The 18,745-nt window shown below is 60.0% G+C and carries 17 protein-coding genes and 1 pseudogene; 8 read left to right on the top strand and 10 right to left on the bottom strand.

From position 1 onward, the window contains the following. Nucleotides 1-87: 87 nt before the first annotated feature. Together ACUXUR_RS23810 and ACUXUR_RS23805 are read right to left on the bottom strand one after the other, a co-directional pair. Nucleotides 88-213, bottom strand: a pseudogene (locus ACUXUR_RS23810) (double zinc ribbon domain-containing protein); the annotation flags it as partial. A 249-nt stretch (nucleotides 214-462) separates the two neighbouring features. Beyond that, complete coding sequence (locus ACUXUR_RS23805; protein ID WP_445504830.1) at nucleotides 463-1,209, bottom strand: hypothetical protein; 747 nt, start codon at nucleotides 1,207-1,209, stop codon at nucleotides 463-465. A gap of 176 nt (nucleotides 1,210-1,385) precedes the next feature. Between ACUXUR_RS23805 and ACUXUR_RS23800 the strand changes: the two genes are divergently transcribed. Both ACUXUR_RS23800 and ACUXUR_RS23795 read left to right on the top strand, forming a co-directional pair. Beyond that, on the top strand, nucleotides 1,386-2,390 hold the full coding sequence (locus ACUXUR_RS23800) for a 3'-5' exonuclease (RefSeq protein ID WP_445504829.1): 1,005 nt from the start codon (nucleotides 1,386-1,388) through the stop codon (nucleotides 2,388-2,390). 319 nt (nucleotides 2,391-2,709) lie between these two features. Then, nucleotides 2,710-2,982, top strand: coding sequence for a DUF2312 domain-containing protein (locus ACUXUR_RS23795; RefSeq protein ID WP_445504828.1), 273 nt, complete (start codon nucleotides 2,710-2,712; stop codon nucleotides 2,980-2,982). A gap of 145 nt (nucleotides 2,983-3,127) precedes the next feature. Here the strand turns inward: ACUXUR_RS23795 and ACUXUR_RS23790 are convergent, their stop codons facing one another. From ACUXUR_RS23790 to ACUXUR_RS23780, 3 genes are all read right to left on the bottom strand, one after another. After that, nucleotides 3,128-3,472 (bottom strand): hypothetical protein, encoded by a 345-nt coding sequence (locus tag ACUXUR_RS23790; protein ID WP_445504827.1) that lies wholly within the window; start codon nucleotides 3,470-3,472, stop codon nucleotides 3,128-3,130. Nucleotides 3,473-3,760: 288 nt separating this feature from the next. After that, nucleotides 3,761-4,801 carry a recombinase RecA gene (gene recA, locus ACUXUR_RS23785; protein ID WP_445504826.1) on the bottom strand — a complete coding sequence of 347 codons (1,041 nt, stop codon included), beginning with the start codon at nucleotides 4,799-4,801 and terminating at the stop codon, nucleotides 3,761-3,763. 63 nt (nucleotides 4,802-4,864) lie between these two features. Next, a complete protein-coding gene (locus ACUXUR_RS23780) occupies nucleotides 4,865-5,959 on the bottom strand; it encodes an IS1595 family transposase (RefSeq protein WP_445504825.1) in 1,095 nt (364 codons plus the stop codon). Nucleotides 5,960-6,036: 77 nt separating this feature from the next. Between ACUXUR_RS23780 and ACUXUR_RS23775 the strand changes: the two genes are divergently transcribed. The 4 genes from ACUXUR_RS23775 to ACUXUR_RS23760 are packed head-to-tail and all read left to right on the top strand — an operon-like array spanning nucleotide 6,037 to nucleotide 9,409. Next, nucleotides 6,037-6,705, top strand: coding sequence for an ABC transporter substrate-binding protein (locus ACUXUR_RS23775; RefSeq protein WP_445504824.1), 669 nt, complete (start codon nucleotides 6,037-6,039; stop codon nucleotides 6,703-6,705). Nucleotides 6,706-6,715: 10 nt separating this feature from the next. Further along, nucleotides 6,716-7,636: an ABC transporter permease gene (locus ACUXUR_RS23770; RefSeq protein ID WP_445504823.1), complete on the top strand. Its 921-nt coding sequence runs from the start codon at nucleotides 6,716-6,718 to the stop codon at nucleotides 7,634-7,636. Further along, nucleotides 7,633-8,616: an ABC transporter ATP-binding protein gene (locus ACUXUR_RS23765; protein ID WP_445504822.1), complete on the top strand. Its 984-nt coding sequence runs from the start codon at nucleotides 7,633-7,635 to the stop codon at nucleotides 8,614-8,616. Before ACUXUR_RS23770 ends, ACUXUR_RS23765 begins: the two co-directional genes overlap by 4 nt. Further along, nucleotides 8,573-9,409 carry an ATP-binding cassette domain-containing protein gene (locus tag ACUXUR_RS23760; RefSeq protein ID WP_445504821.1) on the top strand — a complete coding sequence of 279 codons (837 nt, stop codon included), beginning with the start codon at nucleotides 8,573-8,575 and terminating at the stop codon, nucleotides 9,407-9,409. The genes ACUXUR_RS23765 and ACUXUR_RS23760 overlap by 44 nt, the downstream gene beginning before the upstream one ends. Nucleotides 9,410-9,774: 365 nt before the next feature. Here ACUXUR_RS23760 and ACUXUR_RS23755 read toward each other — a convergent pair whose 3' ends face one another. From ACUXUR_RS23755 to ACUXUR_RS23735, 5 genes are all read right to left on the bottom strand, one after another. After that, nucleotides 9,775-11,196, bottom strand: a complete 1,422-nt coding sequence (locus ACUXUR_RS23755; RefSeq protein ID WP_445504820.1) for an FAD-binding oxidoreductase — start codon at nucleotides 11,194-11,196, stop codon at nucleotides 9,775-9,777. 15 nt (nucleotides 11,197-11,211) lie between these two features. Next, on the bottom strand, nucleotides 11,212-12,903 hold the full coding sequence (locus tag ACUXUR_RS23750; RefSeq protein ID WP_445504819.1) for an acyl-CoA dehydrogenase family protein: 1,692 nt from the start codon (nucleotides 12,901-12,903) through the stop codon (nucleotides 11,212-11,214). A gap of 21 nt (nucleotides 12,904-12,924) precedes the next feature. Continuing rightward, nucleotides 12,925-13,767, bottom strand: a complete 843-nt coding sequence (locus ACUXUR_RS23745) for an HTD2 family dehydratase (RefSeq protein ID WP_445504818.1) — start codon at nucleotides 13,765-13,767, stop codon at nucleotides 12,925-12,927. A 25-nt stretch (nucleotides 13,768-13,792) separates the two neighbouring features. Further along, complete coding sequence (locus ACUXUR_RS23740) at nucleotides 13,793-15,013, bottom strand: CoA transferase (protein ID WP_445504817.1); 1,221 nt, start codon at nucleotides 15,011-15,013, stop codon at nucleotides 13,793-13,795. 74 nt (nucleotides 15,014-15,087) lie between these two features. After that, on the bottom strand, nucleotides 15,088-16,173 hold the full coding sequence (locus ACUXUR_RS23735) for a TRAP transporter substrate-binding protein (RefSeq protein ID WP_445504816.1): 1,086 nt from the start codon (nucleotides 16,171-16,173) through the stop codon (nucleotides 15,088-15,090). 188 nt (nucleotides 16,174-16,361) lie between these two features. On the opposite strand from ACUXUR_RS23735, the gene ACUXUR_RS23730 reads away from it, so the two are divergent. Together ACUXUR_RS23730 and ACUXUR_RS23725 are read left to right on the top strand one after the other, a co-directional pair. Beyond that, nucleotides 16,362-17,792 carry an aldehyde dehydrogenase family protein gene (locus tag ACUXUR_RS23730; RefSeq protein ID WP_445504815.1) on the top strand — a complete coding sequence of 477 codons (1,431 nt, stop codon included), beginning with the start codon at nucleotides 16,362-16,364 and terminating at the stop codon, nucleotides 17,790-17,792. 44 nt (nucleotides 17,793-17,836) lie between these two features. Beyond that, a complete protein-coding gene (locus ACUXUR_RS23725) occupies nucleotides 17,837-18,736 on the top strand; it encodes an NAD(P)-dependent oxidoreductase (protein WP_445504814.1) in 900 nt (299 codons plus the stop codon). The last annotated feature ends 9 nt before the right edge of the window (nucleotides 18,737-18,745 follow it).

The raw sequence follows: 18,745 nt of genomic DNA, 5'->3' as shown, positions 1-18,745 counted from the left end.
GGGCGGCGCAATGCCGCCGGGTGCCCTTCCAGTTCGGCCAAGAGCCGCTTGGGCGGAACTTGCCTTCTGGGCAGCCCCGCAACGAGGGCAAAACGCAAAGTCAGGCTCGCACGGAAAGCCACACGTCAGACACGGTGTCGGCTGCCGGCGACCGCACCGCGGGCAGAAGGCGAGGTCTGATGCCAGTTCGAAACCACAACCGGGGCATGTCATCAAAGGACTCGCAGCGTGGAGAACCGTCCATGCCTCCATCGTTTGGAGCCGGGCCTCTCAGTAAAGTAGCGCTGGTATACCGGCTTGCCAGTCGCATTCACCGAGCCGATCGGAATGTCAGCAGTGGGTCAAAAGCAGCCAACCAAACGTGTGTTCCCAAGGTCTGCTTTGCATCTTCAACCAGACCTGAGGCATGCGCCCGAGCCATTGGCAGATCCTGGCGTGACATTGCCCGACCAGGAGCAATTTCTATGACGAGGAATTTTCCATCATGCCCTTATTGGAAGAGAGCGTGGTTCTCCGTCGTTCTGATCGCTGCGCTGACTCCTTCGCACATTTCTCGACATGAGCCGCCCTGTTGATGACCTGGAGGTTGCGCGCGCCCCAGAAGGTCAGCAGTTCCGGCCAAGGCTTCGAACGATGCTGGAACCAAACAGCGAAGAGCGGAACGCGGTGGTCCACCTCGGCCGTTCTCAGCAGGCGACGTCCGGTCGTCGCGCATTTCCGGTTCTGGCGCAGCTTGAGCATCCTCAGATGATCGCTCGGTGCGGTCCAGAACTGCCAGGCCACGACGCAGGCGGCATGCCAGGTGGTATTCTTGTTGAACTTGCCGTCACCCCAAAGATCACGATGCCATCCTAAGCGGTAGACAGGCTGCCCGCAGACGCAGCAATGCGCTGGCCCGCGCGAGAATGCAGGCTCGCGGTAGGGTGATGGCGGGGTGCGGAACGACAGCGGCAACCCTTCTTCCTTGCTGGAACCGAGACGCCATTGCCAACCTGCAGGCTGCCCACTCTTGGCTGCGAGTGCGCGCGCCAATCGATCCGCCAGAAGCGGCCGGTGACGCCAATACGACTCCATGGCGCGACGTTGCGTGGGCGGGATCAGCGGCTGTCTGAGTGCGTGGGACAGAACGCATACAGGGAAGTGCTCGGACAGGCGCTTCTCCAGCCGGGCCCGCGCCGTCTGGTTTTTCTCGTCTCGCCAATCCGACATTTCAGATCCACCGTCCCATTGGTTTCATCGTCAGTTGCGCAGCCACCGTTCGCAGTCTCAGGGCGCGCGAGCAAGATGCCGAAGAGACGTTGAACAGCCCTTAACCTTATGGCGACCAGTTTGCCCCTACGGTTTTGACCTTCATGAACGGGGGCAGCATTGCTGCGGGGGACTGAATGCAAGGACAGGCGGATCTGTTTCTTGGATTGGACGAGACGGCGGCGCCGATCCGGAAGCCCTTCACCTCTGATATCGAGGTGAAGCCAGGGCAGAAGCGTCCGTTTCGGCTGGATGCTGCCAACTTCGAGGCTGCGGTCGAGGCCCTGGAGGCAAGTGGGCAATACCGCGTGCTGCGCCGCCTTCTGCCCCGTTCCGTGGCCACATCCCGCAACGCAGTTCCGGGCGAAAAGTTGGCCGTCATCGTGGACACCGAAACCACAGGTCTCGACCACACCCGGGACGAGGTCATCGAGATCGGCATGGTGGTGTTCTCGTATGACGAGGATGGCCGCATCGGCAATGTCGTCGGCACCTTCAACGCCCTGCGGGAGCCGTCGCTCCCGATCACGCCTGAGATCACGCGCCTGACCGGGATCACGCCCGACATGGTGGTAGGGCAAACGATCGATCTCGATGCCGTCGAGGCGTTCATCCAGCCGGCCCATCTGGTGATTGCCCACAATGCCCGCTTCGACCGCCCCTTCTGTGAGCGCCTGGCGCACGGCTTTGCCCGGAAGGCATGGGCCTGCTCGCATGCCGAGGTGTCCTGGTCGGAATTCGGCTTCGAGGGCTCAAAGCTGGGATATCTGCTGTCGCAGTGCGGCTGGTTCCATCAGGGTCATCGGGCCATCGAGGACTGCCATGCCCTTCTGGAAGTCCTGGCGTCTCCCCTCCCCGGGAATGCAGGTTGCGCCATGTCCCATCTTTTGACCTCAGCGCGCAAAACCCTGCTGCGGATCTGGGCGGAAGGCTCTCCCTTCGACATGAAGGATGAACTGAAGAAGCGGGGCTACCGCTGGAACGATGGCACGGACGGCCGCCCCAAATCCTGGTTCATCGAAATTGGCGAGGATACGTATGAGGCAGAGCTGACGTTTCTACGGCAAGAGATCTATCGCAGGAATGTGGAGCCATTTACGCAAAAGATCACGGCCTTCGAGCGGTTCCGGTCTGCTTCGTAGTCTCCCTTCGACACGTCATGAAAGTATTCGTGGTGGTCCTTCGTGCTCTCATGATCGGATCATCCAAACGCGACACAACTTTTAAATGTGGATTCAAATGGCGAAGATTCATCGCGCAATTCACGAGTGTTCTCCGCTGCAGAACTCCACGGACGGGCCCAGCGCCTGCGCTTTGTGCGATGGAGTCGTGAGACATCCGGAGTATGTTTGTTTCCGGCAACTCCGTTTTTGTCTCTTCCTGTGCGACTGCTGCTCCGGATTAACGGGGCGCTTACTCCGTTGCCGGATAGTGCCGGCTCCGTACCGCAAAGGAGAAGCCATGAGTGACGTCGTTGGAATTCCGGGCAATCGGATCCGCTCGTTCGTGGAGCGCATCGAGCAGATCGAGAACGAGATCAAGGAGCTGAACGAGGCCAAGAAGGAAATCTTCTCCGAGGCCAAGGGCGAGGGCTTCGACGTGAAGATCCTCAAGGAGATCATCAAGCTCCGCAAGCAGGATCAGGACGAGCGCGACGAGCACGAGACCCTGCTGGACGTCTACATGCGGGCGATGGATGAGGCGGGTTCTGCCCCTGTCGCCGAGGCGGCCTGACAGCATCAGCGACTCAAGTTCTGAAAAAGGCCGCTATTGAGCGGCCTTTTTCTGCCCAGCGTGGGAGATCGGTCTTTAAGTATGCCACTCGCCTGCAGAGGTGCCGGCCTCTCGCTCATATGAGGAGAGGCTGGCGAGGTAGCCCTCACCAGGCGTGCTGATGAACCTGAACCGGTCGGCGAAACCCAGAGCTGGCATCTGGTGTCGCGAGCATGCCACGATCGATGGCCTGCTCCAACACGGCCGCGACGGCAGTCTCTTCTCCAGCGCGCACGCCGCCCTCGTTGGCCGATGCCGCTGGAACAGTCAGAGTGCGAATGTCAAAGCGGAAGGGGTCGGAAGCGTAGGTTCCATCTGGAGCGGTCGTGAAGATGTGGGGCGAGGGTGGATAGCTGCCGGGATCATCGAACTGGTACGTGCGATAGATCTTTACTCCCTCATATTCCAGAAACGTCTCAGGAATGGTGATATCTGCGGACTGAGTTGTCATGATTGCCCCTTCCTTATTGTTCAGTTTAGATGGGCCTGTTTAGCCGCGATGGGGGCAAAAATACGGCAGTGCCCGCGAAACCGGGCTATATACCACTTGCCGGCATCGGCTCTCCGGCCTTCAAGAAGGCGGGAGATGCTTTCATTTTACTTCCCAGGCAGCATGACGGCACCGCAAAAATCTCGGATAATTTGAAGGCCGCCTACGGATCGGCGGCCTTTTACTGTTTCAGGCAATGGAGCAGTGCCTCCCGACAGGAGCACTTGGCGTTCTCCGTCCGGGAAGGCCTTAAGCCGCATCCGAGGATGCGCCCACATCATCGTTGCCCTGCAGGTCTGCGATCAGGAGACCGGCATTCTGGCGGATCCTGCTCTCGATTTCAGCTGCAATCTCGGGATTGTCCTTCAGGAAGGTCTTGGCGTTCTCGCGGCCCTGGCCAAGGCGCTGGCTGTCATAGGAGAACCAAGCGCCGGACTTGTCCACCACGTTGGCCTTCACCCCGAGGTCGATCAGCTCGCCCATCTTGGAGATGCCCTCGCCGAACATGATGTCGAACTCGACCTGCTTGAACGGTGGAGCGACCTTGTTCTTGACCACCTTCACCCGCACCTGGTTGCCGATCGGCTCGTCGCGATCCTTCAGGGTCGAGATCCGGCGAATGTCGAGGCGAACCGAGGCGTAGAACTTGAGTGCGTTGCCGCCCGTCGTCACCTCCGGGCTGCCATAGGTGACGCCGATCTTCATGCGGATCTGGTTGATGAAGATCACCATCGTGTTGGCGCGGTTGATCGAGCCGGTGAGCTTGCGCAGCGCTTGGCTCATCAGGCGGGCCTGAAGCCCGGGACGGCTCTCGCCCATCTCGCCCTCGATCTCGGCCTTCGGGGTCAGGGCCGCCACCGAGTCGATAACGAGAATATCCACAGAGCCCGAGCGGACGAGCGTGTCTGCAATCTCGAGCGCCTGCTCGCCATTGTCCGGCTGGGAGACGAGAAGATCGTCCAGATTGACACCGAGTTTACGGGCGTAGACGGGATCCAGGGCGTGCTCGGCGTCAATGAAGCCGCAGACGCCACCCTTCTTCTGAGCCTCGGCGATGGTCTGGAGCGCGAGCGTCGTCTTACCCGACGATTCCGGCCCATAGACCTCGATGATCCGGCCGCGCGGCAGACCGCCAACGCCGAGTGCGATATCGAGGCCGAGCGATCCGGTGGAAACCGTCTCGACTTCGATGACCTGATCGCATCCCAGGCGCATGATGGCGCCTTTGCCAAAGGCGCGTTCAATCTGGCTGACGGCGGTCTCGACCGCCTTGGCCTTATCCGTGGTCATCGCAAATCCTGTGCTCGAGAGAAGTGAGCCGCACCCTACTGGCGTTCGTGCCAACCGGCATTATCAACCAAAGACAGCAACTTTCGAGAGAAGGTCGATCCCGCCGGCTTTGGTCCGCCGCATCTCGCGTCCGATAGCCGAGCGGAACACTGCTGCGAGCTGCAGGGCAGGTGGTATTCTCGTCCATAAGGTCTTGGTGACCTGCCGTCCTTTCCGCGTTCGTCGCGGCGCCTGACCGGTGACCACTCGCTGCGACCAGCGAAAGCCGATCTCGTTGAAGTACAGATCCGCCAGATGCAGGCTGATGTGGTGGAACACGCCTGAGACGGTCCGGCGTATCCGGTCATTGAAGCCTTCCGCTGAATTGATGTGAACCGGGCCGCGGGCATACTCGCGAGCCTTATGGTGGACGGTGTCATGCGCCGAAAACCCAGTGCCAATGGAGACGAAGGCTTTCCATTCATCACTCATCAGATGTGCCTTAGGGTCAACAGCTTCTGTAAGAACCCGATCGGCCTCGGACTCGGACAGATCCTCGATCACTGCGGCTCGTGTTTCACCAGCGGGTGCACCGACACTCACATCCGGCGGCCGCTGCACAGCCACAAGCGCTGGAGTTTTCAGGGTTTTCGGTTGGCCCTTGCGTCCACGGCCGGGTGGAGAATAGTTCATCTCCCGCCGCGGCTTGCCACCCAGATACACGCTGTCGATCTCAATCACACCATCGAGGGCCTGCTCGCGCCCGACCATCAAACGCAGGGCATGCCCCATGCGCCAGGCCGTCGGCTGGCTGACACCGAGGGCTTCGGCCAAGCGGATCGAGGAGATGCCCTTGTCCGACTGCAGCATCAACCACAAGCCCGACAACCAAGTCCGTAACGGGAGTTTCGTTGCATGCAAAGGCGTGCGGGTTGTGACCGTGAACTGAGACCGGCAGGTGCCGCTCGAGCATTGGTAGAGCCCGGGTCGGGCTCGCTTTCCATTCTCCCGGCCCATCAGGGTGATGGAGCGGCGATAGCCGCAGGCGGGGCAAATCCGTCCCTTGGGCCAGACCATCGCTTCGAGCAAGGACCGGCAACGATCCTCGTCCTGGAAGGCTCTGACCATGTCCGGAACGGTGGTAATCCTCGCCAGCACCTCACGTACAGACGCCTCCATCCCGACCTCCTGATCCGATCATCAGTCACGGGATCAGAATCTCACGCAAAACCTTAGCTGGAAAGGAAAAGCTGTCTTTGGTTGATAATGCCGACGTTCTCTACGAGGTCGAGGCGGTCGCCGACTACTGGAAGGGATGGCCGCAGGGCGAAGCCAATCGGCCGGGCGGCGTGATTTACCGCATCATCCGCGAGCCGGCCGCGCAGAAGGCGTCGCTCCAGCGTGGCGAGGCGGACATCGTCGAAGGCCTCACGCCAGACGACTACGTGCAGATGGCCCGCCAGCGCGGCGTCACGATCCAGGATTACCCTGGCATGACAACCTTCAGCATCAAATTCAACACCCAGCAGGGTCCCACTGCTGACAAGAACCTGCGCAAGGCCATTGCCTATGCGCTCGACTACGATGGCCTCGTTCAGATCTACAACGGAGCGGCCAAGCTCCAAACGAGCCCGTTTCCGGATGCGATCCGCGGCCACATCAGCGTTCCGTCTGTTCCCCGCAAGGACCTTGCTAAGGCCAAGGAGTTTCTTGCCAAGTCACAGCACCCCCAAGGCGGTGTGACGCTTGAATACTATCACGTCGCTGGCCTTGAGGAGGCTCGCCGCATCGGTTTGCTTCTGCTCGACAACCTGGCTCCCCTCAATATCAAGGTGGATCTGCGGCCGGAACAGTGGCCAAACATGGTGGCTAAGGGAGCAAAGGTGGAAACATCACCGGCGATGCCTGGATCGATCCTCGCCTGAGGAGTGCACGATGACGTCAGCCGATCTTCCCGCCGCAGCGCCGGAAATTCCGTCGTTCCGCGAGCGTCACGCAAGCACGGTCCGGCAATGGCGTCTCTACGCGCATCTCTTTACCGGCAGCTTCTCATCCATGCTCGGCCTTGCGCTCGTGCTGCTGTTTTTGATCCTCGCCATCTTCGGACCGGTGCTTGCACCCTACCCGGAGGACACCACAGGCGCTGTCACTCTCAGCCAGCGCCTGCTGCCGCCAAGTCCCGCCCATCCATTCGGTACGGATGAGATGGGTGCCGATATCCTGTCTCGCATCATCGTGGGTGCTCGCACCTCTCTCTGGATTGGGCTCATCATCACCGGAGTCGGTGCTGGTATCGGAGTGCCACTTGGCATTATCGCGGGCTATCATGGCGGTTTTATCCGCGCGGCGATCATGAGAGTAACGGACCTGTTCCTCTCTGTTCCGGGCCTTGCGCTCGCGCTCACCATCGTAGCGGCGCTCGGTCCTGGTATTACCAATTGCGTGATCGCTCTCTCCCTGGTGTGGTGGCCAGGCTATGTGCGCCTCGTCGAGTCCAAGACCCTTTCCGTGAAAGAGGAGCTCTACGTGGAGTCTGCACGGGCCCTCGGTGCGAGCACCCCGTGGATTTTGCGGCGGCACATCCTGCCGAACTGCCTGACGCCAATCATCGTTAAAGCCAGCATGGATATGGGCATGGCGATCCTTTCGGCCGCTAGCCTCGGCTTCATCGGCCTTGGTGCCAAACCGCCCCTTCCTGAGTGGGGTTCCATGATCTCTGTGGCCCGTACCTACATGCCCGATTGGTGGTGGTATTCTCTCTTTCCAGGTCTTGCCATCTTCCTGACCGTTCTAGGCTTTAACCTTCTCGGCGATGGGCTGCGTGACATCCTCGACCCAAGGAGCCGCAGCCGATGACTGCTTTGCTCAGCATCGAGAACTACCATCTCGATATTCCCACCTTCGACGGTACCCTGAAGGTGCTGGATGGCATCAACCTGTCCCTTGCCCAGGGCGAGACGCTAGGCATTGTCGGCGAGAGCGGATGCGGTAAGACGGTTCTGGCCCGTTCCATCCTCGGCATCGGTCCACAGCGAGCCCGGCGAACCAGTGGTCGAATGACGTTCGACTCCATGCCGCTCGACGAGCTCAATGAGGCAGAGTGGCGCCGGATCCGTGGCGTGAAGATCTCGATGATCTTCCAGGATCCGATGACGTATCTCAACCCGCTTCTGACGATCGGGCGTCAATTATCGGATGTCCTAGTGGCGCACGCTCGCGCCTTGGGTAAACTTGCCCTCTCGCGCCAAGAGCGCCGCCGCCGTTGCCGCGAGCTCTTGGAGCAGGTGCAAATCCGCGATCCGGAACGGGTTGAGGCCAGCTATCCGCATCAGCTCTCGGGAGGCATGCGCCAGTGCATCCTAATCGCCATGGCGCTCGCCGGTGAGCCCAAGCTTCTGATCGCTGACGAGCCCACGACGGCACTTGATGTAACGATCCAGGCCCAGATCCTGGATCTCTTGCGCGATCTTGTGCACCGCCTCGGTCTCACCGTCGTGATGATCAGCCACGATGTGGGGGCGATCGCCGCCATCGCTCAGCGTGTCGCCGTAATGTATGCGGGTGTCGTTGTCGAGCAGGGAACGACGAACGACATCCTAACACGGCCGCGCCATCCTTATACCCAAGGCCTGCTGGCAGCCTTGCCTGACATCGAGGGCGATCACCAGAGCCTCGAAGCCATTCCTGGCACGATCCCCAACCTGATCCACCCCCCTTCGGGCTGTCGCTTTCATCCGCGCTGTCCCCGTGCGACGGCGATCTGTACGAGCAAGAAGCCTGCAATGACAAGCATTGGAGCCGACCATGTTGTCGCCTGTCACCATGCCCTCGACTGACGTTAACACCGATGACGGGTCGATCCTCTCAGCCACTGGGCTTACGAAGGTTTTCGTCTCGGGTGGCAAAGAGTTCCGCGCCGTCGATGACGTTTCGCTCAGCGTGAACGCCGGAGATGTCCTCGGCATCGTCGGCGAGTCAGGGTCAGGCAAGTCGACGGTCGCACGTCTCGTCATGAGACTGATCGAGCCCACGGCCGGACGCATCATGTTTGAGGGAGGTGACTTGACGGCTAAGTCCGGCGAGGAGCTTCGTCGTATGCGCCGACACATGCAGATCGTGTTTCAGAACCCGCATTCGGCCCTTGATCCGCGTCATACAATCCACAGCGCTCTTGCCGAGCCCTTTCTGATTCAAACGAAGCTGCGGGGCATCGAGCTCGAACGACGGATCGACGCTCTTCTCGACATTGTCAGTCTGCCGAAGACCTTCAAGTATCGCTATCCGCACGAACTTTCCGGTGGTCAGAAGCAGCGTATCTGCATCGCTCGTGCCGTCGCACTTGAGCCTCGTCTGCTCGTGCTCGACGAGCCAACCTCGGCGCTCGACGTCTCTGTGCAGGCCCAGATCATCACCTTCTTGCAAGAACTTAGGCAGAGACTGAATCTCACCTATTTGTTCATCTCCCACAACCTAGCTGTTGTCCGTCACATCTGCGACCACGTGATTGTAATGAACCAAGGCAAAGTGCTCGAACACGGAACAACTGAAGCGGTTTTCGCCCACCCGCAGAATGATTACACGCGTCAACTCATTGACAGCGTGCCACGCCTGCCGCGACTTGTGAGTTAGTCGAGTTCGGCCCACCCAGCAGCTCATCGTATGCTCGGATCGGTCTCCGGTACGTATATGCCTATAAGCAGGACGGAGTGAGCACAGAATAACGAAGCCAAGCCATCTCCTAGACCAGTAGTCAGGTCGAGCAGATGAACCGTACCGATAGGAAGCGCCATTTAAGCGCCAGCTCTAAGACAACCATGACCAGCTTCGGCATCCCCTGCAGCTGCTCCGGGATGCCTACAGCCATGGCTGAAGGCTCAAAGCCTTACGCGGGCTCACCCCGGAAGAATACATCTGCAAAACAGAGCGGGCAGCCGCAGCGGTTCGTCATCGATCCAACATACTACCGCCTGAGGCTAAACACCTAGGTCACACTTTCAGACTGCAATGACCTTACCGGGATTCATCAGGTTCAACGGATCGAGCGCTTGCTTGATAGACCGCATCATCGATAGGGTTACAGACCCCACCTCTTGGGCGAGATATTTCTGCTTTTCTTGGCCAATGCCGTGCTCACCGGTGCAGGTTCCATTCATGGCAAGAGCACGTTCAACAAGCCTGTCAACAAACCTTTTCACGCGTTCTATCTCGTCAGGGTCGGTGAGGTCGAGCAACGGCAGGACATGGAAGTTACCATCCCCGACATGGCCCACGATCGGGGCGACGAGGCCTGACTGCTCAATATCCACTTTTGTCAGAGTCACGCACTCGGCAAGCCGTGAGATTGGAACACACACATCGGTGGTGATGTTTTTGCAGCCGGGGCGGAGCGCAAGGGCAGCCCAGTGTGCATCATGACGCGCCTGCCAAAGTTTGGAGCGCTCCTCCGGCAGGTCGGCCGATTGGAACTGTCCGCCGAGTTCCTCTGCAATGGCCCCGAAGGACGCCACCTGCTCGGCAACCGCAGCCTGGCTTCCATGGAACTCTAGGAAGAGAGTGGGTTGTTCAGCCAATGTCAGCTTGGAGTACCTGTTGCATGCCCCAATCTGAACCTCATCGAGCAACTCTATCCGAGCCGCCGGAATACCGCTCTGAATCGCGAGTATCACGGCATTGCAAGCGGCCTCGAGAGACGGAAACGGACAGATTCCAGCAGCTACCGCCTCGGGGATCCCGTATAAGCGAAGGGTCAGTTCCGTAATGATCCCGAGCGTTCCCTCCGCCCCGACGAGAAGCCGTGTCAGATCGTAGCCCGCGGACGATTTGCGAGCCCGCCCTCCCGTATGGGCGACCTGTCCGTTGGGCAGAACGGCCGTAAGACCGATCACAGCGTCTTTCATCGTCCCGTAGCGGACTGCATTCGTTCCTGAGGCCCGTGTCGAGGCCATTCCCCCAAGGGATGCATCTGCTCCGGGATCGATCGGGAAGAACAATCCGGTGTCGCGCAGGTGCCTATTCAACTGTGTACGGGTGACGCCCGCCTCAACAGTGACATCGAGATCCTCTGTATGAACGGCGAGAATTCTCTTCATGTCGCGCGTGGAGATGGAAATGCCGCCATAGGGGGCATTGACGTGTCCTTCCAACGACGATCCTGTCCCGAAGGGAATCATCGGCACGCGGTGCTCGGCGCAAATACTGACGATCCGTGCAACCTCTTCAGTGGACGTCGGGAAGACGACGGCATCGGGCGGCTGTGGCGGGATCCAGTTGATCGTATGGGCATGCTGCAGCCGGACGGCCTCCGCCGTTGAGAGGCGCTCACCCAGCAGGTCGTGGAGCATGTTAAGAGCCACCCCGAAATTCGGCTGAGCCGGATTCGTGCCGCGACGCATATCCTGTGAGATCAATAAGCTCATATCAAATGCCTCTAATCAGGCGGCCGCGTTAGTTTCACGGCGCCCTGCCAGGAGGCCGCGGCCAATGACATGGGCTTGGATTTCGGCGGCTCCCTCAAAGATATTCAGGATCCGTGCGTCGCAGAGAACACGGCTGATCTCGTACTCCAGAGCATATCCGTTCCCGCCGTGGATCTGGAGGCTCGTGTCCGCATTGGTCCACGCAACCCTGGCGGCCAGAAGCTTCGCCATCCCGGCCTGAACATCGCAGCGACGGCCACTGTCCTTCTCCCGCGCGGCGAAATAGGTGAGCTCGCGAGCCATCACGGTCTCGACAGTCATGAGCGCAAGTTTGTCGGAGACTCGTGGAAACTCCACGAGTGGCTTCCCGAATTGGCACCGTTCAAGCGCATAGCGCAATCCGAGGTCGAGGGCTTTCCATGCCACGCCGATCGCACGGGCTGCAGTCTGGATGCGGGCGCCCTCGAAGGTCTGCATCAGTTGCTTGAAGCCCTGCCCTTCTACTCCTCCAAGAAGCGCCTCCGCCCCCAGAGCGAACCCGTCAAAGGCAATCTCGTATTCCTTCATTCCGCGATAGCCGAGGACTTCGATCTCACCGCCCGACATGGTCTCGATGGGAAATGGATCCGTGTCTGTCCCGCGCGGCTTCGGCCCCAGGAACATAGACAGTCCATCATGGCTAGGCTTGGAGGGGTCCGTTCTCGCCAGGATCGTCATGAGATCGCTGCGTGATGCATGGGTGATCCAGGTCTTGTTGCCGTCAATCCGCCAGCCTGTCGATGTAGGCGTGGCACGGGTGCGAAGGCTCGCAAGATCGGAACCGGCATCCGGCTCAGTGAAGACCGCAGTCGGCAGGACCTCGCCTGAAGCGATCAGCGGTAGCCAATGGGCCTTCTGCTCCGGGGTTCCAGCACTGGCGATGAGATCGCCCGCGATCTCCGAGCGCGTGCCGAGCGAGCCTGCAGCAATCCAACCTCGGCTCAGCTCCTCGGTTACGACGCACATGGCGAGCTTTCCGAGACCGAGGCCTCCATACTCCGTGTCGATACAGATGCCGAACACCCCCAGCTCCGACATCTCGGCAACGATGTCATCTGGAATCAGGGCATCGGCGAGATGCCACTCATGCGCTTGCGGAGCAATCTTTTCGGCCGCGAAGCGGCGAAACTGATCCCGGATCATATCCAAGGTGTCGTCACCGAGCGTCTCGGCCGGGCCATGCTCCTCGCGCATTTCGGCCACCAGTGATGCGCGGTTGGCGGCCACATTGCCGGAGGCCAAGAAGGCCGCGACTGCGGGATCTGACTGGAGGGCCGCCGCGTCGGCGGTAAGCCCCAGCTCGCCCGGTCGCACGATCTCGTTCGGGCTCATCGGCAGGCCGCCAACGAGCTGCCCGAGGTATTCGCCGAAGCCGATCATGACAATGAGCGCCTCGGTCTTTCCGAGCCTTCCCACATTCTTGAGGCTGCTCGCCCAGGATGCTGTCTGAGCCAGCGTCTCTACCGTGGTGGCGATCCATGCGAGCCCATGCAGCTTGCGCTGTTCCTGGTTGAGGATCTGAGGGTTGATGCGGCCATTCTGATCCATGAGCTCCAGGGCGGCAGTCTGCTCTGCGGCGGTGCGATATCGGCGGGCGGCGGCTGCCGCGCTGATTGCAAAATCCACGACGTTGTCATGGGTGAGCGGGTGAATCGCGTGGATGTGCATAGGTTTCTCTCGTTTATCTGATCAGAAGGTGGCCTTAGCCTTCATGGCGATGGCGCCGTCGCAGCGGTCGGCGAAAAGGTCGTAGCCGTCATCGACCTCCTCCTTCCGCAGGCGCACCGGCTGACCGACAAAAAGCGGAGCCTGCGCGCTGAAGCTGAATGAGCGCATGGGACGCTCTTCGCCCTGATAGGCCAACAGGCACAATCTCATCGCCGTAAACGGCCCATGCACGATGAGGTCGGGATAGGACTCGATGTCCCGTGCGTAGGATTGATCGTAATGGATGCGATGGGCATTGAATGTGACAGCGGAGAACCGAAAAAGCTCGACGGTATTTGGCTGCCAAACGTTGCCTTTTAAGGGTGTTGGTGCCGGGGAGACCGTAGGTGAGCCCCCGGCCTGCCTGTACACAATCGCCTGGGTTTCGATGAGGCAGGTGCGAGCCTCCTGCTCGATCCGCCGCTCGACTTCCACGAAGACGAGTTCGCCGGAGCGCCCCGCCCGGTGTGTGACATCCCGGATTGTCGTAACGCAGGACGCCACTGCGCCAACTTGCAAAGGCGACAGGAACTCAGTCCGCCCTCCCGCGAACATTCGTCTCGGCAGAGAAACGGGAGGCATAAATCCTCCGCGCCGGTAGTGCCCATCCTCGCCGAGATCTTCCGTGGCTACCACGGGGAGGAAGTACGCCCAGTGCATCATTGGAGGCACCGTTACACGGGTTTCGTCCGCAGAGGATCCTGCCGCGACAGCAAAGCGCGCGAGACTGGCAGCATCGATCAGCTGCACAGCCTTCTGGCTGCTGCCGATATAACTCCGATATTCCTCGATCATCCCGCCGGTGATCAGACGCTCCGCTGACATCTCGTTGATCTCCTCGTAGCCCCTACTACGCTGGACCGGCTACGATCCTGCGGTCGTGAAGATCTGCAATTTCACCACCGGTTAGCCGCAGAACCTCGGCGAGCACCTGCTCGGTGTGCTCGCCGAGTTGTGGTGCGCAGGCTGGAGTCTGACGGCTGTGACCGGTCATGGTGCCCGCATATCCCGGTGTCAGATAACGATGGCCGCTCGGATGCTGGACTTCCGAGAACATGGGATTACGTGGGGAGAGGCGTTCGTCCTGTTCCAGGGCGGCTTTGAGGGTGCGGTAAGGTCCCCAGCATACGCCTGCAGCATCGAAAGCGCTCGTAAGCTCGCCGAAATCTCTGCGGGCGACGGCTGCGGACACGATGGGGTTCAGCCTGTCGCGGTGCTCGAAGCGCAGTCCTTCATCTGTAGCGAAGGACAAGCCCAATTCGGCTTCCATGCTGGAAATCTGCTCCTGGATACCCAAGGCGCGAACGAGCCCCTTCCACTGCTTGGCGGTGATCGCGACAATCATCAGGCGGCGGCCGTCGCGGGTCACGAAGTCGCGTCCAAATGCACCGAAAAGATCGTTGTCCGTGCGGGGCCGATCGTTCCCGCCGATGAGCACCTCGGCGACTTGGCCGAGGTTGCCGAGTGTTGCCATGGCGACGTCGCCGAGAGGGACGCGTACCTCCTCGCCCTGACCGGTCTCCCGCCGCCGCCGCTCCGCTGCGAGCAGGGAGAAAGCCGCATATGCCCCTGTGAGCAGGTCCCAGGCCGGAAGAACATGGTTTACCGGCCCGTTGACAGACGAGGGACCTGTCATGTCCGGTATGCCGATTGCGCAGTTGACCGTGTAGTCCACTGCCGGCGTCCCATCTGGCCAGCCCATGATCCTTACCGTGATCAGGTCCGGGCGGATCACACTCAACTCTTCATGTGACAGAAAGCCGTCGACTGGATAATTGGTTAGGAAGATCCCACCATTTTCCCCGGGCGCAGTCGCAAGACGTATTGCGAGTTCACGACCTTCAGGACGCGTCAGGTCGAGCGCAATCGACTTCTTACCTTTGTTTAGGCCCTCCCAATAGAGGCTTGGCCCACCGGGGATGCGGGGCCACCGGTGGAAGTCGGGACCACCGCCAATTTGGTCAAACCGGATCACCTCGGCTCCAAGCTGGGCCAAGTGAAGACCGCACGAGGGCGCCGCAATGAAGGATGCTCCTTCGACGACGCGCAGGGTTTTAAGGTGATCGTACATTGCTTCACCCGGATTGCCGTACCAAATTACACAGAGGCAAGCGGAGCGGGAACTCTCCCGCCCCGCGGTTTGGATCAGCGGCGGAGTGAGCGCATGACCATCGTGTCGTATGCGTATTCCGACACTTGGTTCCACACAGCCGATTCACGCTGGAAGGTCAGCATGCTCTCATACATCTTCTTGAAGGACGTGCTCTTACCCGAAAGCTCCTCGTAGAGTCCCTTCGAGGCATCATAGGCGGCGTCCACGACTTCGTTCGGGAATGCTCGCAATTGGGCACCATTTCCAACGACGCTGCGCAAGGCCTTTGGGTTCAGGACGTCATATCGTGCGATGCTATCGATGTTCGACAGAGCCGCAGCAGAGCGAAGCGCCGCTTGATAGTGCTTCGGCAATTTTTCCCAAGCGCCAGCATTGATAAAGAAGTGCTGCATGGATGTGCCGTCCCAGAAGCCTGGATAATAGTAGTAGGGAGCGACCTTGTAGAGCCCGAGCTTCTCGTCGTCGTAAGGACCATTGAACTCGGCAGCGTCGATTGTTCCACGCTCCAATGCAGGGTAGATATCACCGCCACCAACCTGCTGCGGGACAACGCCAATCTTAGCGAGCACTTGGCCGCCAAGGCCTGAGATACGAAACTTCAATCCCCTGAGATCCTGAACGGAGTTGATTTCCTTGCGAAACCAGCCGCCCATCTGGGTCGTGGTGTTGCCGCCTGGGATCGCCACGACATTGTGCTCCCGATAGAACGCTTCGAGCAGCTCCTTGCCCTGCCCATGATACATCCACGCGTTCTGCTGTCGCGTATTAAGGCCGAAGGGCACGTGGGTTCCAAACGCGAAGGTTGGATCCTTACCGACGTAGTAATACGAAGCACTGTGGCAGAGTTCGACGGTATTGTTGATCGTCGCATCGAGCGCCTGAAGGCCACCGACGACCTCACCTGCTGCGAAAACCTGGATCTGGAACTTGTTGTCGGTCGCCTCTGCGAGCGCCTTCGACATCACCTCGGCGCACCCATAGAGAACATCGATATTTTTCGGAAAGCTCGAAACACAGCGCCAGCGGATGACCGGCTCCGATTGCGCAATGGCTGGTGCGGCGATCGCCGTAGCACCGCCAGCAAGAGTGGCACCCTTTAAGAAGTTACGTCTCTTCATTGTCGTCCTCCCATAACCCTTTTTCTGAGATGGCGTCTCAATCGGGCTCTATTCACTGTGTGAATTGACAATTCAAAACTAGCATCATTCGATAGAAGCTGCTAGTGGGTTTCTTACGTTAGGTCGGCTTCCGGCAAATCAGCCTACTCAAGCAGACCAGCCCCATAGACATCTGCAGGAGAACCAGCATGCTTCTCGAAAAAAATCTGATTGGCGGAACATGGACCGGCGGCAGCGACACGCTGGAAATCCGCAACCCGTCGAATCTGGATGAGGTGGTCGGCACATATGGAATGGCCACGGCAGCCGACGTAAACGCAGCGTTCGCTGCAGCCCGCCGCGCTCAGCCCGCTTGGCGCGGGGCAACCATTGAGCAGCGCTCGATGGCTCTTGATGCGATCTCCCGCATGATCTTTGAGCAGAAGGATCGGCTTGCCGAGATCATGGCGCGCGAAGGCGGCAAGACGATCCCCGACGCGCTGGGCGAAGTCGTCCGCGCCGGCCACATCGCCCGCTTCTTCGCCGGAGAGGCCCTTCGCATTCCCGGTGAGAAGATGGGCTCGGTCAGGCCCGGAGTTGACGTGGAGATCACCCGCGAGCCGGTAGGCGTCGTCGGCCTCATCACGCCTTGGAACTTTCCGATCGCGGTCTCCCTCTGGAAGATCTCCCCGGCGCTGGCCTTCGGCAACGCCATTGTTTGGAAGCCGTCGGAAAAGACGCCGGGTATCTCCGCTGCGATTGCAGAGATCGTGGCTGCATCGGGCGTCCCGGCGGGTGTCTTCAATATGGTGATTGGCCGTGGTCCTGAAGTCGGCGCGGCGGTCGTGGAAGGTGCCGATGCAGTCTCCTTCACCGGCTCTGCGGCGACCGGCAGGCGAATCGCAGTGAGGTGCGCGGAAAGAATGGTTCGCTGCCAGCTCGAGATGGGCGGCAAGAATCCGCTCGTTGTGCTTGACGACGCGGATCTCGATCTCGCGGCTGATTTGGCCGTCAATGGCGCATACTTCCAGGCCGGCCAGCGTTGCACGGCATCCAGCCGCCTCATTGTGACCTCTGGCATTCACGACGCCTTTGCGAAGGCAGTCGCTACCCGTCTGGAGAAGGTGCGGATCGGACCGGCACTCGACAAGGAAACACAGGTTGGCCCCGTAATCGACGAGAGTCAGTTTGAGAAGAACCTCAAGTACGTCGAGATCGGAAAACAGGAAAACGCGCGACTGGCATCGGGCGGGAACCCGCTGCAGCTTTCAACCCGCGGATGGTTCCTGGCGCCCACATTGTTTGCCGACACCACGAACACGATGCAAATCAATCGTGAGGAGATTTTCGGCCCGTTTGCGTCAATCATCCGAGTGGCGGACTACGACGAGGCGCTCGCGGTCGCAAACGACACTGAGTATGGGCTTTCGGCCGGTATCGTCACCACTTCGATGAAATATGCCCGTCACTTCCAGGCTAATGTCCAGGCCGGGATGACGATGCTGAATCTGCCGACCGCGGGTGTGGACTACCACACTCCGTTCGGGGGCCGGAAGATGTCGAGCTATGGCCCACGCGAGCAGGGCCGCTATGCGGTCGAGTTCTACACCATGGTGAAGACCAGCTATCTCGCCGCTTGATGCGGCGAGATCCCCCTCAATCAAGATAACAATCGGAAACGCCCATGAACTCCACAATCGGCTTTATTGGCCTCGGCCGTATGGGTCGCCCCATGGCCTCGAATCTGCAAAGAAAAGGCTTCTCGACCCTATCCTATGACATGATTCCTGCGGGGATCGCCGCGCTCGCGGAACTCGGCGGACAGGGAGCCGACTCCGCTGCACATGTCGCCCGGGAGGCCGAGATCATCTTCTTGATGCTGCCCGCCTCGCAGCATGTGCGCGATGTCGTCATCAAAGACATCATCCCAAATGCCCGACCCGGCACCATCGTCGTCGACATGAGCACGATTGACCCGCTCGCTACCGACGAGATTGCTGCGGCTGTCGCGTCTGCCGGTATGATTTTCGCGGACGCTCCGGTCGGCCGACTGGCGAGCCATGCGGACCGAGGCGAGTGCCTCTTCATGGTCGGCGCAGATTCCGCAACCTTTGAGCGAATCAAGCCCATGTTGGAAGCCATGGGTTCGACCATTCAGTATTGCGGCACGGTCGGCACGGGCATCCGGATGAAGGTCGTGAATAACTATCTCGCGATTGCTGCCTGCCAGCTCAACGCGGAGACCCTGACGCTTGCGACCCGTTTCGGCCTTGATGTGGAGAAGACCATCGAGGTTCTGAACGGCACCACGGCCAACAACGGACACCTGAAGACCAACTTTCCTGTGAAGGTTCTCGTCGGAGATGTTGAGCCCGGTTTTCAGATTGACCTCGCCCACAAGGATCTGGGGATCGCCCTCACGGCTGCCGCTGCGATGAAGGTCCCTCTCGCCATGGGAGCAGCAGCTCGCGAATGCCTGCAGCTCGCCCGCTCAAGAGGCTTCGGAGGAAAGGACTTTTCGGCGCTGCTCGATGCTTGGTGCGACCTCGCTGATGTCAACGCTCCTCGGCTCAAGAGTGAATGACCATTAATA

This window comes from Microvirga medicaginis, from assembly GCF_052658925.1.
Note: the sequence above shows the minus strand (reverse complement) of the source record. Positions and strands in the feature narration are given on the sequence as shown.

Coding starts and splice junctions, on each gene's coding strand:
- ACUXUR_RS23805 (WP_445504830.1), bottom strand. CDS start 1,209: ATGTCGGATTGGCGAGACGAGAAAAACCAGACGGCGCGGGCCCGGCTG.
- ACUXUR_RS23800 (WP_445504829.1), top strand. CDS start 1,386: ATGCAAGGACAGGCGGATCTGTTTCTTGGATTGGACGAGACGGCGGCG.
- ACUXUR_RS23795 (WP_445504828.1), top strand. CDS start 2,710: ATGAGTGACGTCGTTGGAATTCCGGGCAATCGGATCCGCTCGTTCGTG.
- ACUXUR_RS23790 (WP_445504827.1), bottom strand. CDS start 3,472: ATGACAACTCAGTCCGCAGATATCACCATTCCTGAGACGTTTCTGGAA.
- recA (WP_445504826.1), bottom strand. CDS start 4,801: ATGACCACGGATAAGGCCAAGGCGGTCGAGACCGCCGTCAGCCAGATT.
- ACUXUR_RS23780 (WP_445504825.1), bottom strand. CDS start 5,959: ATGGAGGCGTCTGTACGTGAGGTGCTGGCGAGGATTACCACCGTTCCG.
- ACUXUR_RS23770 (WP_445504823.1), top strand. CDS start 6,716: ATGACGTCAGCCGATCTTCCCGCCGCAGCGCCGGAAATTCCGTCGTTC.
- ACUXUR_RS23765 (WP_445504822.1), top strand. CDS start 7,633: ATGACTGCTTTGCTCAGCATCGAGAACTACCATCTCGATATTCCCACC.
- ACUXUR_RS23755 (WP_445504820.1), bottom strand. CDS start 11,196: ATGAGCTTATTGATCTCACAGGATATGCGTCGCGGCACGAATCCGGCT.
- ACUXUR_RS23750 (WP_445504819.1), bottom strand. CDS start 12,903: ATGCACATCCACGCGATTCACCCGCTCACCCATGACAACGTCGTGGAT.
- ACUXUR_RS23745 (WP_445504818.1), bottom strand. CDS start 13,767: ATGTCAGCGGAGCGTCTGATCACCGGCGGGATGATCGAGGAATATCGG.
- ACUXUR_RS23740 (WP_445504817.1), bottom strand. CDS start 15,013: ATGTACGATCACCTTAAAACCCTGCGCGTCGTCGAAGGAGCATCCTTC.
- ACUXUR_RS23735 (WP_445504816.1), bottom strand. CDS start 16,173: ATGAAGAGACGTAACTTCTTAAAGGGTGCCACTCTTGCTGGCGGTGCT.
- ACUXUR_RS23730 (WP_445504815.1), top strand. CDS start 16,362: ATGCTTCTCGAAAAAAATCTGATTGGCGGAACATGGACCGGCGGCAGC.
- ACUXUR_RS23725 (WP_445504814.1), top strand. CDS start 17,837: ATGAACTCCACAATCGGCTTTATTGGCCTCGGCCGTATGGGTCGCCCC.